This is a genomic window from Rhizobium sp. L43 (assembly GCF_002531725.1).
Classification (GTDB): domain Bacteria; phylum Pseudomonadota; class Alphaproteobacteria; order Rhizobiales; family Rhizobiaceae; genus Rhizobium.
In genome coordinates, this window is sequence record NZ_NWSQ01000034.1 from 1 (window position 1) to 14,541 (window position 14,541).

Genomic DNA, 14,541 nt, shown 5'->3' on the forward strand with positions numbered 1-14,541 from the left:
CAGCATCTGGCCGGCATGAAGGATTCGAAGGTGATCGTCGCCATCAACAAGGACGAGGAGGCGCCGATCTTCCAGGTCGCCGACTACGGACTGGTCGCCGATCTGTTCGAAGCCCTGCCGGAATTGCAAAAGGCGCTCTGACGATACCTTTCTGGCTTCGAGCCACTTGCATGACATCTGCCCAGTTCCAAGGTTGACATGAACTCAGCCCTCGACATAGTCTTTGCGGCATTCACCAGGGGGGTCCCGGCAAGGGGCTGAGATACTGCTGGACAATACGGCTTTGCCTGTTGTGGCGCAGTGACCCGTTGAACCTGATCCAGTTCATACTGGCGTAGGGACGGTGCAAGCGCTCGAAGGCTTCGGATTCCCGCGTGGATTCCATGCCGGCGTCTTTTCATCATTCCGGCTGATTGACTGGGTCTCCAATTGCAACTTGGAGCCTCAAACCATGACCATTGCCGCAAAGAACCTCACCCCGACCGTCACCACCGGCCCGCTGCCGGCGTCGCGGAAAATCTACATCCCCGGAGATATGCACTCCGATATCCGCGTGCCGATGCGCGAAATCAGCGTCCATCCGACATCGGGCGAGCCGCCTGTCGTCGTCTATGATTCCTCCGGCCCCTATACGGTCGAGGGCGCCGAGATTCACATCGAGCAGGGCCTGTCGCAGCTTCGTCGCGGCTGGGTGCTCGCGCGCGGCGATGTCGAGGCCTATGAAGGCCGTCATGTGCGTCCCGAAGACAACGGCTTTGTCAGCGGCGAACGGCTGACACCGGAATTTCCGGCCAAGCGCCAGCCGCTGCGGGGCAGGGACGGTAAGGCCGTGACCCAACTCGCCTATGCACGCGCCGGCATCATCACTCCGGAAATGGAGTTCATCGCCATCCGCGAAAATCTCGGCCGCAAAGCGAAAGCCGAAGCTTTGGTTCGCGATGGCGAGAGCTTCGGCGCCCATATTCCCGATCATGTGACCCCGGAATTCGTCCGCCAGCAGGTCGCGGCCGGCCGCGCGATCATTCCCGCCAATATCAACCACCCGGAAAGCGAGCCGATGATCATCGGCCGGAATTTCCTGGTGAAGATCAATGCCAATATCGGCAATTCCGCCGTGACCTCCTCCATGGCGGAGGAAGTCGAGAAGATGGTCTGGGCGGCGCGCTGGGGCGCCGATACCGTCATGGATCTCTCGACCGGCCGCAACATTCACAACATCCGCGAATGGATCATCCGCAATTCGCCGCTGCCGATCGGTACGGTGCCGCTCTATCAGGCACTGGAGAAGGTCGGCGGCATCGCCGAGGATCTCACCTGGGAAGTCTATCGCGACACGCTGATCGAGCAGGCGGAGCAGGGCGTCGATTACTTCACCATTCATGCCGGCGTGCGGCTGCATTACATCCCGCTCACTGTCAACCGCGTCACCGGCATCGTTTCGCGTGGCGGCTCTATCATGGCGAAGTGGTGTCTCCATCATCATCGCGAGAGCTTCCTCTACGAGCGTTTCGAGGAAATCTGCGATATCTGCCGCGCCTATGACGTCTCTTTCTCACTTGGCGACGGCCTGCGCCCCGGCTCGATCGCCGACGCCAACGACGCCGCGCAGTTTGCCGAACTGGAGACGCTCGGCGAGCTGACGAAGATCGCCTGGGCGAAAGACTGCCAGGTGATGATCGAGGGACCCGGTCATGTGCCGATGCACAAGATCAAGGAGAACATGGACAAGCAACTGGCCGTCTGCGGTGAGGCGCCCTTCTACACGCTGGGGCCGCTGACGACCGATATCGCCCCAGGCTACGATCACATCACCTCGGGCATCGGCGCGGCAATGATCGGCTGGTTCGGCACCGCCATGCTCTGCTACGTTACCCCGAAGGAGCACCTCGGCCTGCCCGACCGCAACGATGTCAAAACCGGCGTCATCACCTACAAGATCGCCGCGCATGCGGCCGACCTTGCCAAGGGGCACCCGGCCGCTCAATTGCGCGACGATGCACTCTCGCGCGCCCGCTTCGAATTCCGCTGGGAGGACCAGTTCAACCTCTCGCTCGATCCCGACACCGCCCGCAGTTTCCATGACGAAACCTTGCCGAAGGAAGCCCATAAGGTCGCGCATTTCTGCTCGATGTGCGGCCCGAAATTCTGTTCCATGCGGATTTCCCACGACATCCGCGCCGAGGCGCAGAAGGAAGGATTGGAAGCGATGGCGGCGAAATATCGGGAGGGCGGCGACCTCTACATGCCGATCGACGGCGCCGCACATCCGGCCGAGTAACATGCGCGTCCTCGTCAAAGGGGCCGGCGTCGCCGGCCTCACCGTCGCTCACGAACTGCTTCGGCGCGGTGCTGAGGTCACGATCTCAAATCCCAGCCAAAATTTCCGCGAGGCCGCCTCCTGGCTCGCCGGCGGCATGCTGGCGCCATGGTGTGAACGGGAAAGCGCCGATGAAGCCGTGCTCGAGCGCGGCCGGGATTCCGCCGACCGCTGGGAAGCGATCCTGCCGGGCAAGGTCGTCCGCAACGGAACGCTTGTCGTCGCGCCGAACCGCGATCAAAACGAGCTGAAGCGATTCGCCAGCCGCACCACTGGCTATCGCTGGGTTGAGGAACGCGAAATCGCTACCCTCGAACCCTCCCTTGCCGGTCGTTTCCGGCACAGCCTGTTCTTTCCGCAGGAAGCCCACCTCGATCCCCGCGAAGTATTGCTATCGCTGAAGAGTGATCTGTCGGCCAAGGGCGTCATCTTCGTCGATGCGATCGCGGATGACGGCGAATTCGCCGAAATCGTCGATTGCACAGGGGTAGCCCGCCTCGGCCAAAGCCCGGATTTGCGGGGTGTGCGGGGCGAAATGCTCTATCTGCAGACGGAGGAGGTCACGCTTGCGCGGCCCGTCCGCCTGCTGCATCCGCGTTTTCCCGTCTATATCGTGCCGCGTGGCGAAGGCCTGTTCATGGTCGGCGCGACAATGATCGAGACGGAATTCCAGGGGCCGATCACCGCTCGCTCGTTGATGGAGCTGCTGAATGCTGCCTACGCGCTGCATCCCGCTTTTGCCGATGCCGCCATCGTCGAAACCGGCGCCGGTATACGCCCTGCCTTTCCAGACAATTTTCCGCGGGTGACGCGGGAGAGCAATGTCATCATTCTCAACGGCCTTTATCGCCACGGTTTTCTGCTGGCACCGACCATGGCTGCCGAAGCCGCGGATCTGGTCTTTTCCGCACAGACGAAACAAGGGAGCCCCCGATGCGCCTGATCATAAACGGCGAACCCGAGACAATCGCCGCAACCACGCTTTCGCAGCTTCTGGCTGCGCTCGACTATGAGGGCGCGTGGCTGGCAACCGCCGTCAACGGCGAACTCGTCCATCGCGAGGATCGTGACGATCACCTCCTGAACGACAATGACAGGATCGAGATTCTGACCCCGATGCAGGGAGGCTGACCCGTGCTTGATCTCTACGGAACCCAGATTGGGTCACGCCTTCTACTCGGCACAGCGCGTTACCCTTCGCCAGCCGTCATGGCCGAGGCTGTCAAACGATCCAGGACGGAGATCGTCACCGTGTCGTTGCGCCGGGAAACGGCCGGCGGGCGCAATGGCGGCGCATTTTTCGATATGATCCGGGCGCTCGGCATCCGCGTTCTTCCCAATACCGCCGGCTGCCATGGTGTATCCGAGGCCGTGCTGACGGCGAAGATGGCGCGCGAGGTGTTTCAGACCAACTGGATCAAGCTGGAGGTGATCGGCAATCACGATACGCTGCAGCCTGACGTTTTCGCGCTTGTGGAGGCGGCCCGCATTCTCGCCAGCGACGGCTTTGAGGTCTTTCCCTATACGACCGACGATCTGGTCGTGGCCGAGCGGCTGTTGGAGGCCGGATGCAAGGTGCTGATGCCCTGGTGCGCGCCGATCGGCACCGCGGCGGGCCCGCTCAATCTTTCCGCCCTTCGATCCATGCGTGCGCATTTTCCCGACGTGCCGCTGATCGTCGATGCCGGCATCGGCCGGCCGTCGCACGCAACGACCGTGATGGAGTTGGGATTCGATGCGGTCCTTCTCAACACCGCCGTTGCCGGCGCGGGTGACCCCGCCGCAATGGCGGAAGCCTTCGTTGGGGCGATTGAGGCCGGCCGACAGGCATTCGGCGCCGGCATGCTGGAACCGCGCGACATGGCGGTTCCGTCGACACCCGTGATTGGAAAGGCGGTTTTCGCATGAAGCTCGATCCCTTCTATCTGATCGTCGACAGCGCCGCCTGGATCGAAAGGCTGGTTCCGCTTGGTGTCAAACTCGTGCAACTGCGCATCAAGGAACGGCCGCTACCGGACATACGCACAGACATCCGGCGGGCAAAAGCAGTCTGTGCGGCGCATGAGTGCCAGTTGATCGTCAACGACTATTGGCAGATCGCCATCGAGGAAGGCTGTGATTTCATCCATCTCGGCCAGGAGGATCTGGCGACGGCCGATCTTGCCGCCATCCGGGAAGCCGGCCTGAAGCTGGGACTTTCCACGCATGACGAGGCGGAATTGGCAATCGCGCTTGCGGCGCGTCCGCACTATCTCGCGCTCGGTCCGATCTATCCCACCATTCTCAAGGCCATGCCCTGGGCGCCGCAAGGTCTTGGCCGTCTGCGCGAGTGGAAGAGCCGCATCGGTCCGCTGCCGCTTGTCGCCATCGGCGGGCTGACAGTGGAGCGCATTGCCGGCGTGTTCGAAAATGGGGCCGATAGTGCGGCTGTCGTGACCGACATCACGCGCAATCCCGATCCCGAACAACGGACGCTGGCGTGGATTGCGGCAACCCGGTCATTTCACCAGGGCCGTTGAAGAGGAACTATCCCGACAACTCCGCTGTTTCACGCGAGGTATTTCGCTAGCGGCAGGAGGTTGCATATTCTGGACCGCCAACTGGTCGAACATCGCTCGGCCGAATTTGAAAATGGGACCGGTGGCGCAGGGAACCAGTGCGCGCACTACGATCTACTCCCGGGCTTCTGGTCCATCCCCCTTCCGAGGCCTCGCCCCAGAATGGCAATGCCCACATTGGTCAGCGTCGGATGGTTGAAAAACAACCACCGCTTTGTCCGCAAATGGCGCAAAGCGAGAGACGCGCATCGAACCACTTGTCTCAAACATCCTGAGCCGGACACATCATAGCCAGCAACGACATAGCTGTGATGGCATTGTATGAGGTGCGTCGCCGTTGTACTATGCAGCCTGACGGTTGCGCAAAGTGCTCGATGTATAGCCGGGGCCAAAGTCCGGTCGCGCGCTTCAACCCGATGAATAAGTGGCCGCGGATCATGGAACTTATCGTCGCCCTTGGCCTGATTGTCTTCAAGGTCGCGTTTCTGATTGCGATCCTGCTGCTGCTGCCGTTGCCGCTAACCTGGCTGGAACGTAAGATCGCCGGGCACATCCAGCAGCGGATGGGGCCGATGCGCGTCGGGTGGCACGGGCTGCTGCAGCCGGTGGCGGACGGAATAAAGCTCTTAACCAAAGAGGACCACATCCCGGCCGAGGCCGATCGCTTCCTGTTCAAACTGGCGCCAATCCTGGCGCTCACTCCGCCCTTTGTGGTGTTCGTCGCGATCCCCTTCGGCGAAAGCATCTCGGTCCTCGGCGCCGAAATCACGCTCTACGTCTCCAACATGAATGTGGCGTTACTCTTCGTCTTTGCGGTGATCGGGATCGAGGTCTATGGCGTCATCTTCGGTGGCTGGGCCGCTAACAGCAAATACGCGGTCCTCGGCAGCCTCAGGACCTGCGCGCAGATGATCAGCTACGAGATTCCGATGGGGTTCGCGGTGATCGGGGTGGTCATGTTGGCGCAATCCATGAGCCTGCTCGACATCGTGCAGGCCCAAACCGATGTTTGGAACATCGTCTACCAACCGGTCGGCTTCTTCGTGTTCTTCGTCGCCGGATTGGCCGAAGCGCAGCGTATTCCCTTCGACCTTTCGGAAGCGGAAGGCGATCTGGGGGCCGGCTTTCATACCGAATACAGCGGTATCCGCTTTGCGTTTTTCATGGTCAGCGAATACGCCATCGTGTTGCTGGTGTCGGTCCTGGTGGTGATCCTGTTTTTCGGCGGCTGGAACGGTTTCCTAATCCCGTTGCCACCGCTCCTCTGGTTCGTGCTCAAGGTCGCATTCTTCGTCTATGTGTTTATCTGGTTCCGTTTCACTTTCCCCCGCTACCGCTACGACCAACTGATGGCGATCGGATGGAAAGTCTTGCTTCCTCTGTCGATGGCGAACATAATTATAACCGGTGTACTTTTAGGGGCCGTAGCGGCCCCGTAGCGAGGCGGCGATGTCGCGCGCGCAGGACAGAATTGGAACATGGATTGGCTGGACGTTCTTCGCCGATCTTGCGAGCGCGTTGGCTCTGACCTTCGGCTACATGTTCTCCAGAACCGTCACCATGCAGTATCCGGACAAGGAAAAATGGCTGCCCTACTCGCGCTATCGCGGGCATCACTTCCTGACGCGTGATGAAGAGGGCGAGATCAAGTGCGTGGCCTGCGAACTCTGCGCGCGGATCTGTCCCTGCGACTGTATCGAAGTCGTCCCCTACGAGGACGAGAAGGGCAACCGGCACCCGGCTAAATTCGAGATCGACACGGCTCGCTGCCTTTTCTGCGGGCTGTGCGAGGACGCCTGCCCAGCCGATGCAATCGCGCTTGGCCAGCAGTACGAATTTTCGAGTTTTTCCTCGCGTGACCTGGTGATCGGGCGCGACGACCTGCTCGCCAAGCCGGGCAAGGCGACAACCGGCGGCGGCGTGGTTGCCGCGCGCCTGAATACAAAGAAGGACGTGCTCGTCGAGACGAAAGAGACGAAGGGTTACAACTGGTGGCGGAATATCCGGCGAACGTGAACGCGCGCATCCGTCAAGCCGGAGCGCGCAGACAGGAGGCTCAGATGCTTGTCGGCGAAATCATGAAGAACAAGGGTGCAGGTGTCATCGCGGTCGCTCCCGATCAGACGATGGTGGAAGTCTTGAGGCTGTTTCGCGACAACAATATCGGCTTCGTCGTCGTCAGCCAATCGAACGACGAATACCTGGGTTCGCTATCGGAGCGGGATTGCTGCAATGCGGTGGCGGAATATGGGGCCGAGGCGGCGATGATGCGGGTCGCGGATGTCATGAACCGCAATGTGGCGACCTGTTCGACACGGGATTTGCTACCCGTCGCGATGGGGATCATGACCCAGCGGCGTACGCGTCATGTGCTGGTCATGGATGGAGGCGACGTTGTCGGCGTGGTCAGTATCGGCGACGTGGTTAAACACAGGCTCGACGAAGCGCAGCGCACAGAGCAGGATCTGCAGGATTACATCTGCGGGACCAGGTATCACTGACGTCGCCAGCTTGATGTGGAGACGCTGGGGCAGGGCGGCTTTGCCGTGCCCCGACCCCAAATCGTCAGACCCCACGCCAGATCCGGCTCGTGCGGTCGACCTCAAGAGCGGCATGCACCTTCTGGACCTTGACCGGGCATGGGTATTCGCCCCGCCGCATCAGGCTGTTGAGACGCAAGGCTCTATAGTTTTCCGGAACGAAGACGAGGCCCTTGGGAAACCGCCTGTCGACCTTGAGCTGCGCCGTCAGTTCGCCCTGGGCGGAACGCACCTTGACCTGATCGCCATCCGAAAGGCCAAGCTGTGCGGTATCCTGCGCGCTCATCGCGACATAGGGATCATTGGCGACCGTGTTTAAGATGTCCGACCGTTCGGAAAGATATCCGTTGTGGAACAGGCAGTTGCCGGTGATCAGCATGAGCCGGTCGGCTGCTGTCGGGACAGGCGGTGGCGCAAAAAACACGTCGGCCGGTGGCGCTGGCACTGCCTTGGTGAATGCGCCGTCGGCGCCAAGCGCGTCCTGAGTCAACCCCTGATAGGCCGGAACCAGCCGGGCAATCTCGTCGAAAATTTCGCCTTGCGTCGACGGCCGCAGTGCCTGGTTGCGAAGCGCTGCGACGAAGTCGAAGATCGCCAGATTGCTCCGCGCCTCGAAGGCGGGTTCGCGGAATTTGCGGACCGTCTGGGTCCGGCCCTCGTTGTTGGTGAACGTGCCGGTTTCCTCGCCGTAACCTGCCGCAGGCAGAACGACCTCGGCAAGGCCCGCCGTATCCGTGAGGAAGGCGTCCTGCACGACCAGGAGATCGGCGGCGCCAAGCGCGCGCGTCACGAAATCCCTGTCGGGATAGGCGATCAGGGGGTCGGTTCCGGCGATATAGAGCGCGCCCATCCGCCCGCCGACGCAGAGCTCCAGAATGGCGTCGAGATCCGCGCCGGGTTCAGACGGGATTTCGGCGCCCCAGTTCCGCGCAAGAGTTGTGCGCGCAACATCGTCGGCGACCGCCCGCAGCCCCGGCAGAGCCACCGGCAGAACTCCCATATCCCAGGCGCCCATCTGGTTGGCACGGTCGAAGAGGAACTGCATCGCCGGGCCCTTGCCGAGCAGGCGGAGAACGTGCAGCAGGTTGTTGATCTGCTGTAGCGTCGCGCGCGCTTCGGGTGATCTCAAGAGGTCAACGCTGACAAGCACGGTGACGCTGCTGCCTTCCTTGAGCGCCGCGGCCAGACGATCCGGCCCTTCAATGCCGGTGCTCGCCGCCGGCTTGCCAATTATCGCGCCGATGCCCGCAAGAACGTCGCCCGGCAAAGCCTGACCAACTGCCATCACGAGACTGGCCACCACTGTCGCAAGGCTCGCCGCTTCTCCGCCGGGCAGCACGCGAACCACCACGCTGGCATCGGCGTCCAGACGGGATGGCCGCGCCGAGAGCATGAGCAATCCGGTCTGCCGCCGCCGCACGCCATCCCGCAGCAGATATTCGGTGACCGGGTTCTCCTCGGTGACGTTGCCGCCGACGACGAGCACGCAGTCGTTGCCGATCACTTCTTCCAGCGGTGCGCGGCTGTTAAAGGCTGCCAGTAGCGGGCCGAGCGTATCGAAGGGCGTGGACCAGCGTGACGAGCAATCAATGTTGTTGGTCCGGAATGCCGTCCGCATCAGCTTCTGGAACTGGTAGAGCACCTCGTTGGGCAGGCGAGGCGAGGCCAGCCCGCCAGCAACCTTGCCCTCGACGGCCGATAACCGCCGGCGCAGATAGTCCCCAGCCTCATCCCAGGAAACCGGAACCAGGGCGCCATCACGACGGATCATCGGTCGCTTGATCCGGTCCCGGCTCGCGACGAAATCGAGGCCGAACCGTCCCCGAACGCAGAGCGTTTCGCGGTTGACTCCCTCATCCCACTTCGAGCGCACCCGCATGAACTCGCCCTTACGTGTGCCCACCGTCAGCTGGCAACCGGTGCCACAATGCGGGCAGACCGTGTCGGTCTCTACGAGATCCCAGGGGCGCGCCTTGTAGCGGTAGGGGAAGCTCATCAGCGCGCCGACCGGGCAGACCTCGACGCAATTGCCGCATTGGTCGCAACTCGCCAGACTGCCCTCGAAGCCGGTGACGGCGGTATCCATGCCTTTTTCGACGGTGCCCAGCGCCACCGCACCGACGACCTCCTCACACATCCGGACGCAGCGCTGGCACTGGATGCAGCGGTTGACGTTCATGATGATGACCGGGCTCAGACGAATGTCCTCGGAGTGGAACACACGTTTGTCATCGCGGAATTGGCTTTCGCGGGGGCCGTAGGCCATCACCATGTTCTGAAGCTCGCATTCGCCGCCCTTGTCGCAGATCGGGCAGTCGAGGGGGTGGTTGGCGAGTAGCATGTCGAGCATGGAAGAGCGCGTTTCCTCGATCAGAGGCGTGTTCGTCCGCACGACCATGCCATCGGTGGCCGCAGTGGCACAGGACGGCTGCAACCGCCGCACGCCCTCGATCTCCACCAGGCACATGCGGCACGAAGCCAGCGGCGGCAGCCGCTTCAGATAGCAGAAGGTCGGGATATCGACGCCCAAACGCTGGGCGGCCTGCAGCACTGTCGAGCCAGCCTCAACTTCCAGCGTTTGTCCATCAATCGTAATGCTAACCATACTTCCTCGCAGTCCTGTCGCAGCGCCCGCCGTCAGTGAAAGGGACACCTGCGGTCCTCGATATGGGCAACGAACTCATTGCGAAAATGGCCGAGTGCCGCCCGCAACCCCATCGCCGCCCCGTCACCCAAGGCACAAAACGTATTGCCGAAAATGCCTTTGCAGAGCATATCCAGCTGCTCCAGATCGCCGGCAGCACCTTCGCCGGCCTCGATCCGGCGCAGGACCTTGACGACCCAGTTCAATCCTTCCCGGCATGGCGTGCACTTGCCGCAGGACTCATGATGGAAGAATTCGATGATCCGGGTGGCGACCTTGACCATGCAGGTCGAGTCGTCGATCACGATAACGCCAGCCGAACCGAGCATCGAGCCGGCGGCAGCCAGCGAGTCGAAATCCATCCTCACCTCCAGCCCGTGCTCCGGTATAACAGGCGCTGAGACCCCGCCGGGGATCACCGCCTTGATTCTGCGTCCCGGCAGCGCGCCGCCGGCGTGGTTCTCGACCAGTTCGCGCAGCGGTATGCCCATCGGCAACTCATAGAGGCCGGGTTTGCGCACCTGCCCACTGAGGCAGTAGAGCTTCGGGCCGGGGCTCTTGTCCGGGCCGATGCCCCGAAACCAGTCCGACCCCCGTATGACGATATGCGGCACGCAAGCGAGCGTCTCGACATTGTTGATCACGGTCGGGCTGGCGTAGAGCCCGGCCACGGCCGGAAATGGTGGCTTCAATCGCGGTTGCGCCCGCTTGCCCTCGAGCGACTCGAGCATCGCAGTCTCCTCGCCGCAGATATAGGCGCCGGCGCCGCAGTGGATGTGTACGGCGAAATTGAAATCCGAGCCCAGAATGCGCTTTCCGAGATAGCCCTTTGCGTGGGCCTCGGCGATCGCCTGCTTCAGACGACGGATCGCCGTCACATATTCTCCGCGAATATAGACATAGGCGGTTTCGGCCCCGATCGCGTATGCACTTACCGCCAGCCCCTCGATCAGTTGATGCGGGTCGTGCTCCATGATGATCCGGTCCTTGAACGTGCCCGGCTCGCCCTCATCGGCGTTGCAGCACAGATATGTCGGCTTGCCGGTGCGCTTCGGCACGAAACCCCATTTCATACCCGTTGGGAATCCGGCACCGCCGCGACCGCGCAGGTTGGACCGTTTGACGAGGTCGATAACCTCGTCAGGCGTGTGCTCGCGCAGCGCCTTCGCCAGCGCCTGGTAGCCGCCGCCAGCCTCGTAAGTCGACACCAAATGACCGTCCGCCACATCGACATTTTTGAGAAGAACCGGCTCGAACATGGCGCTATCCCCCCGGCAGCCGTGCAGAGGTGGGCTCGACGCTCGCGGCTCCCGCTGTCGCCCGCAGGCTGTCCAACAATCCGTTTATCCGCGCCACATCAAGGTGGGCGTGGTAATCGTCGCCGACTTGCATCACCGGAGCCATCTCGCAGGCGCCGAGGCATTCGACGGTCGAAAGCGTGAACAGCCCGTCCGGGGTGGTGTCGCCTTTCCTGATCCCCAGCACCGTTTCCAGATGGTTCAGCAGGTCCTCTGATCCGCACAGCATGCAGGAAACATTGTCACAGAGTTGCAGGTGGAACATCCCCACCGGCTCGGTGTGGAAGAGGGTGTAGAAAGTCGCCAGCTCGTAGACCCAGATCCGCTCGACGCCGAGAATGTCGGCGACCTCTTCCAACACCGGCCCAGGCAGATGGCCATGTTCTTCCTGCGCGATCAGCAGTGCGGGCATGATCGCGGAGCGCTGGTCGGGATAGCGCGCCGCCGCCTCTTCGATCTTTTCGCGCATGGTCATCGCATTCAAATCCTTGCTACTTGTCCACCTCCGCCATCACAGGGTCGAGGCTGCCGAGCACGGCGATCATGTCCGCCAGATAGCGGGCGTTGGTGACCCCGAAGAGGGCCTGAAGATTGACGAACGAGGGTGCCCGCACCTTCATGCGGAACGGTTTTGGCGACCCGTCGCTGATGATGTAGAAGCCAAGCTCGCCCTTTGGCGCCTCGATCGCCGAATAGACCTCGCCCTTCGGCACCTTGAAGCCGTAGGCCGACAGGTCGAAATGCTGGATCAGCGTCTCCATCGAGCAGTGCACCCGATCCTTGTTGAGCGGGAAGGCGATTGTCGGATTGTCGATCTGGAACGGACCCTCAGGCATCTGGTCGATGCATTGTTCGATGATCCTCATGCTTTCGCGCATCTCGTCGACGCGGCATCGCCAGCGTGCATAGCAATCGCCCTCGTTACGGGTGATGACGTTGAAATCGAGCCGGTCGTAGATCTCGTAGGGCTCATCGCGCCGGATGTCCCAGTCGACACCGGAAGCACGCAGGTTCGGGCCGCTGAGGCCGAGATCGACCGCATCCTCGGCGGAGATAACGCCTATCCCCTTCGTGCGATTGAGAAACACCCGGTTATCTTCGAGCAGTCGCTCATAGTCGCGGATACGGTTCGGGAAGATGTCGCAAAACTCCCGGATCTTGGGGAAGAACCCGTCAGGCAGATCCTCGCGCACCCCGCCGACCCGGCAGAAGGACGTGTGCATGCGCGCACCGGTGATCATTTCCAGGAGGTCCATGATCATTTCGCGCTCACGCATGACGTAAAGCAGCGCGGTCATGGCGCCGAGATCCATCGGCAGCGCGCCGGTGATCAGGAGGTGACCGGAGATCCGCGCCAGTTCGGCCATCATCACGCGGATATATTGTGCCCGGATCGGCGCTTCTATGCCGAGGAGTTTCTCCACCGCCAGCGCGAAGGCCAGGTTGTTCGAGGGCGGACAGAGATAGTCGAGCCGGTCCGTCAGCGGGAAAATCTGGGTATAGGTGAAGCTCTCCGCAAGTTTCTCGGTGCCGCGATGGAGGTAGCCGATATGCGGATCGACGCGGCCGACGAACTCGCCGTCCAATTCGAGGACGAGCCGAAGAACCCCATGGGTGCTGGGGTGCTGCGGACCGAGGTTGAGAAGCACTTCCCTGGTATTGAGCGCTTCACCCTCGGGCCTGTTGAGCTCGGTGACTTCAGTCATCTCAACGTTCCGGCGTAGGACGGCCTCCCTTACGGAATGTCCCTGGTGGCAAGGTCGGGCTGCGTTGGCGGCGGACCTTCGGCACCGAAGGGGTTCAACTTGTCCTTATAGCCCCTGAGAGGGAAATCCTTGCGCTGGGGAAAGCCCTCGAAGCCTTCCCACATGTAGATCCGGCGCAGATCGGGATGTCCCTCGAACCGGATGCCATACATGTCCCAGGCCTCACGCTCATGCCAGTTGGCGGTGCGCCAGACTCCCGTGACCGAAGGCACTTCAGGAGGATCGCCAAGCCGGCACTTGATGCGGACCCGCCACCTGTTGGGCAGCGAATAAAGATGGTAGACCGCCTCGAACCGCGGCATTTCGGGATAGTGATCAACCCCGCAAATGTCCGAGAGGAAATTGAATTGCAGCGCCGGATGCTCTTTCAGGAACCGGCAGAAGTCGACGATCCTCTCGGGCGGAACGGCAAAGGCGTCGATACCGTGCGCAGTGCCGAGGTCCTCGATTGTTTCTCCGAAGCGCTCCATGATCGGAGCGCGATTGAGGGACGGCTCCGCACTCATGACGCTATAACCCGATCCAGAGGTGTGCCGGCGAGTGCCCGGGATCTCTTGATCTTTTCTTGAAGCAGGAGGAAGCCGTGCATCAGCGCCTCGGGCCGGGGCGGACAGCCAGGCACATGCACATCGACGGGCACGAAGGTTTCCGATCCCTGCACCACGGCATAGGTGTTGTAGACCCCACCCGAAATAGCGCAGGTGCCCATGGCGATCACCCAGCGCGGTTCCGGCATCTGGTCATAGAGCCGCCGCACGACGGGCGCGAATTTCCGGGTCACGGTGCCGGCGATGATCATGACGTCGGATTGTCTCGGCGAAGGGCGGAACACCACGCCGAACCGGTCGAGATCGTAGCGGGCGCAACCGGCAGAGATCATCTCGATGGCGCAGCAGGCAATGCCGAAGGTCTCCGGCCACAGCGCCGACCTCCGGCTCCAACTGATGATGCTGTCGGCCGTGGTGAACAGCACGCTGTCGCGGATCGCGTTGTTTACGCCTCCCATTCCAGCACTCCTTTCAGCCAGGCGTAGGCGAAGCCTACGATAAGCAGCACCATGAAGACGAACATCTCGATATAGCCGACCAGCCCGATCTCTTTGAGGACGACGGCCCAGGGAAAGAGGAACATCGCTTCGACATCGAAAACGACCAGCAGGATCGCGAGGATGAAGAACGGCACCCTGAAGCGGCCCGCCGCCGCCTCGCCCGCTGCGTCCATGCCGCATTCATAGGGCATGTTCTTGGCGGGGTAGGGATTGGATGGGCGCAGCAGCGAGGAAACGAACAACGTCACCCCCACCACCAGAACGACTCCGGCGACCATGAAAAGAACCGGCAAGAATTCCATTGCAGTCATATCACTGCACCGGTTGCCCACTGACCTCATCGCGAACCGGTAAATCGGTCACGCCACGG

At 61.8% G+C, this 14,541-nt stretch carries 15 protein-coding genes, 1 pseudogene and 1 riboswitch; of the genes and pseudogenes, 9 read left to right on the top strand and 7 right to left on the bottom strand.

Going from position 1 to position 14,541, the window contains the following annotated elements; genetic code table 11:
- From CO667_RS29890 to CO667_RS29930, 9 genes and pseudogenes are all read left to right on the top strand, one after another.
- Positions 1–141: pseudogene (locus CO667_RS29890) on the top strand (electron transfer flavoprotein subunit alpha/FixB family protein); the annotation flags it as partial.
- 86 nt (positions 142–227) lie between these two features.
- Positions 228–359, top strand: a riboswitch (TPP riboswitch).
- Positions 360–451: 92 nt separating this feature from the next.
- A complete protein-coding gene (gene thiC / locus CO667_RS29895; protein WP_097621847.1) occupies positions 452–2,278 on the top strand; it encodes a phosphomethylpyrimidine synthase ThiC in 1,827 nt (608 codons plus the stop codon).
- Position 2,279: 1 nt separating this feature from the next.
- Complete coding sequence (thiO, locus tag CO667_RS29900) at positions 2,280–3,260, top strand: glycine oxidase ThiO (protein WP_097621782.1); 981 nt, start codon at positions 2,280–2,282, stop codon at positions 3,258–3,260.
- Positions 3,251–3,448 (top strand): sulfur carrier protein ThiS, encoded by a 198-nt coding sequence (gene thiS / locus CO667_RS29905; RefSeq protein ID WP_037107070.1) that lies wholly within the window; start codon positions 3,251–3,253, stop codon positions 3,446–3,448. Before thiO ends, thiS begins: the two co-directional genes overlap by 10 nt.
- 3 nt (positions 3,449–3,451) lie before the next feature.
- Positions 3,452–4,225, top strand: coding sequence for a thiazole synthase (locus CO667_RS29910; RefSeq protein ID WP_097621783.1), 774 nt, complete (start codon positions 3,452–3,454; stop codon positions 4,223–4,225).
- Positions 4,222–4,836, top strand: coding sequence for a thiamine phosphate synthase (locus tag CO667_RS29915; protein ID WP_097621784.1), 615 nt, complete (start codon positions 4,222–4,224; stop codon positions 4,834–4,836). Before CO667_RS29910 ends, CO667_RS29915 begins: the two co-directional genes overlap by 4 nt.
- 476 nt (positions 4,837–5,312) lie before the next feature.
- Complete coding sequence (gene nuoH / locus CO667_RS29920; protein WP_097621848.1) at positions 5,313–6,314, top strand: NADH-quinone oxidoreductase subunit NuoH; 1,002 nt, start codon at positions 5,313–5,315, stop codon at positions 6,312–6,314.
- 10 nt (positions 6,315–6,324) lie between these two features.
- A complete protein-coding gene (locus tag CO667_RS29925; protein ID WP_097621785.1) occupies positions 6,325–6,891 on the top strand; it encodes an NADH-quinone oxidoreductase subunit I in 567 nt (188 codons plus the stop codon).
- A 44-nt stretch (positions 6,892–6,935) separates the two neighbouring features.
- Positions 6,936–7,376 (top strand): CBS domain-containing protein, encoded by a 441-nt coding sequence (locus CO667_RS29930; protein WP_097621786.1) that lies wholly within the window; start codon positions 6,936–6,938, stop codon positions 7,374–7,376.
- Positions 7,377–7,440: 64 nt separating this feature from the next.
- Here the strand turns inward: CO667_RS29930 and nuoG are convergent, their stop codons facing one another.
- From nuoG to CO667_RS29965, 7 genes are read right to left on the bottom strand one after another with little or no spacing between them, the layout of a single operon-like run.
- Entirely contained in the window at positions 7,441–10,020 is a 2,580-nt protein-coding gene (gene nuoG, locus CO667_RS29935) for an NADH-quinone oxidoreductase subunit NuoG (RefSeq protein ID WP_097621787.1), read from the bottom strand.
- A gap of 32 nt (positions 10,021–10,052) precedes the next feature.
- The gene (gene nuoF, locus CO667_RS29940) at positions 10,053–11,318 is read right to left on the bottom strand and encodes an NADH-quinone oxidoreductase subunit NuoF (protein ID WP_097621788.1); all 1,266 of its coding nucleotides are present in this window, start codon (positions 11,316–11,318) and stop codon (positions 10,053–10,055) included.
- 4 nt (positions 11,319–11,322) lie between these two features.
- Positions 11,323–11,832 (bottom strand): NADH-quinone oxidoreductase subunit NuoE, encoded by a 510-nt coding sequence (nuoE, locus tag CO667_RS29945; protein WP_097621849.1) that lies wholly within the window; start codon positions 11,830–11,832, stop codon positions 11,323–11,325.
- 16 nt (positions 11,833–11,848) lie between these two features.
- Positions 11,849–13,063 carry an NADH dehydrogenase (quinone) subunit D gene (gene nuoD, locus CO667_RS29950; RefSeq protein ID WP_097621789.1) on the bottom strand — a complete coding sequence of 405 codons (1,215 nt, stop codon included), beginning with the start codon at positions 13,061–13,063 and terminating at the stop codon, positions 11,849–11,851.
- A gap of 29 nt (positions 13,064–13,092) precedes the next feature.
- On the bottom strand, positions 13,093–13,629 hold the full coding sequence (locus CO667_RS29955; protein WP_097621790.1) for an NADH-quinone oxidoreductase subunit C: 537 nt from the start codon (positions 13,627–13,629) through the stop codon (positions 13,093–13,095).
- Entirely contained in the window at positions 13,626–14,129 is a 504-nt protein-coding gene (locus CO667_RS29960; RefSeq protein ID WP_003582024.1) for an NADH-quinone oxidoreductase subunit B, read from the bottom strand. Before CO667_RS29960 ends, CO667_RS29955 begins: the two co-directional genes overlap by 4 nt.
- Positions 14,117–14,482, bottom strand: a complete 366-nt coding sequence (locus CO667_RS29965) for an NADH-quinone oxidoreductase subunit A (protein WP_097621791.1) — start codon at positions 14,480–14,482, stop codon at positions 14,117–14,119. Before CO667_RS29965 ends, CO667_RS29960 begins: the two co-directional genes overlap by 13 nt.
- Positions 14,483–14,541: the final 59 nt, after the last annotated feature.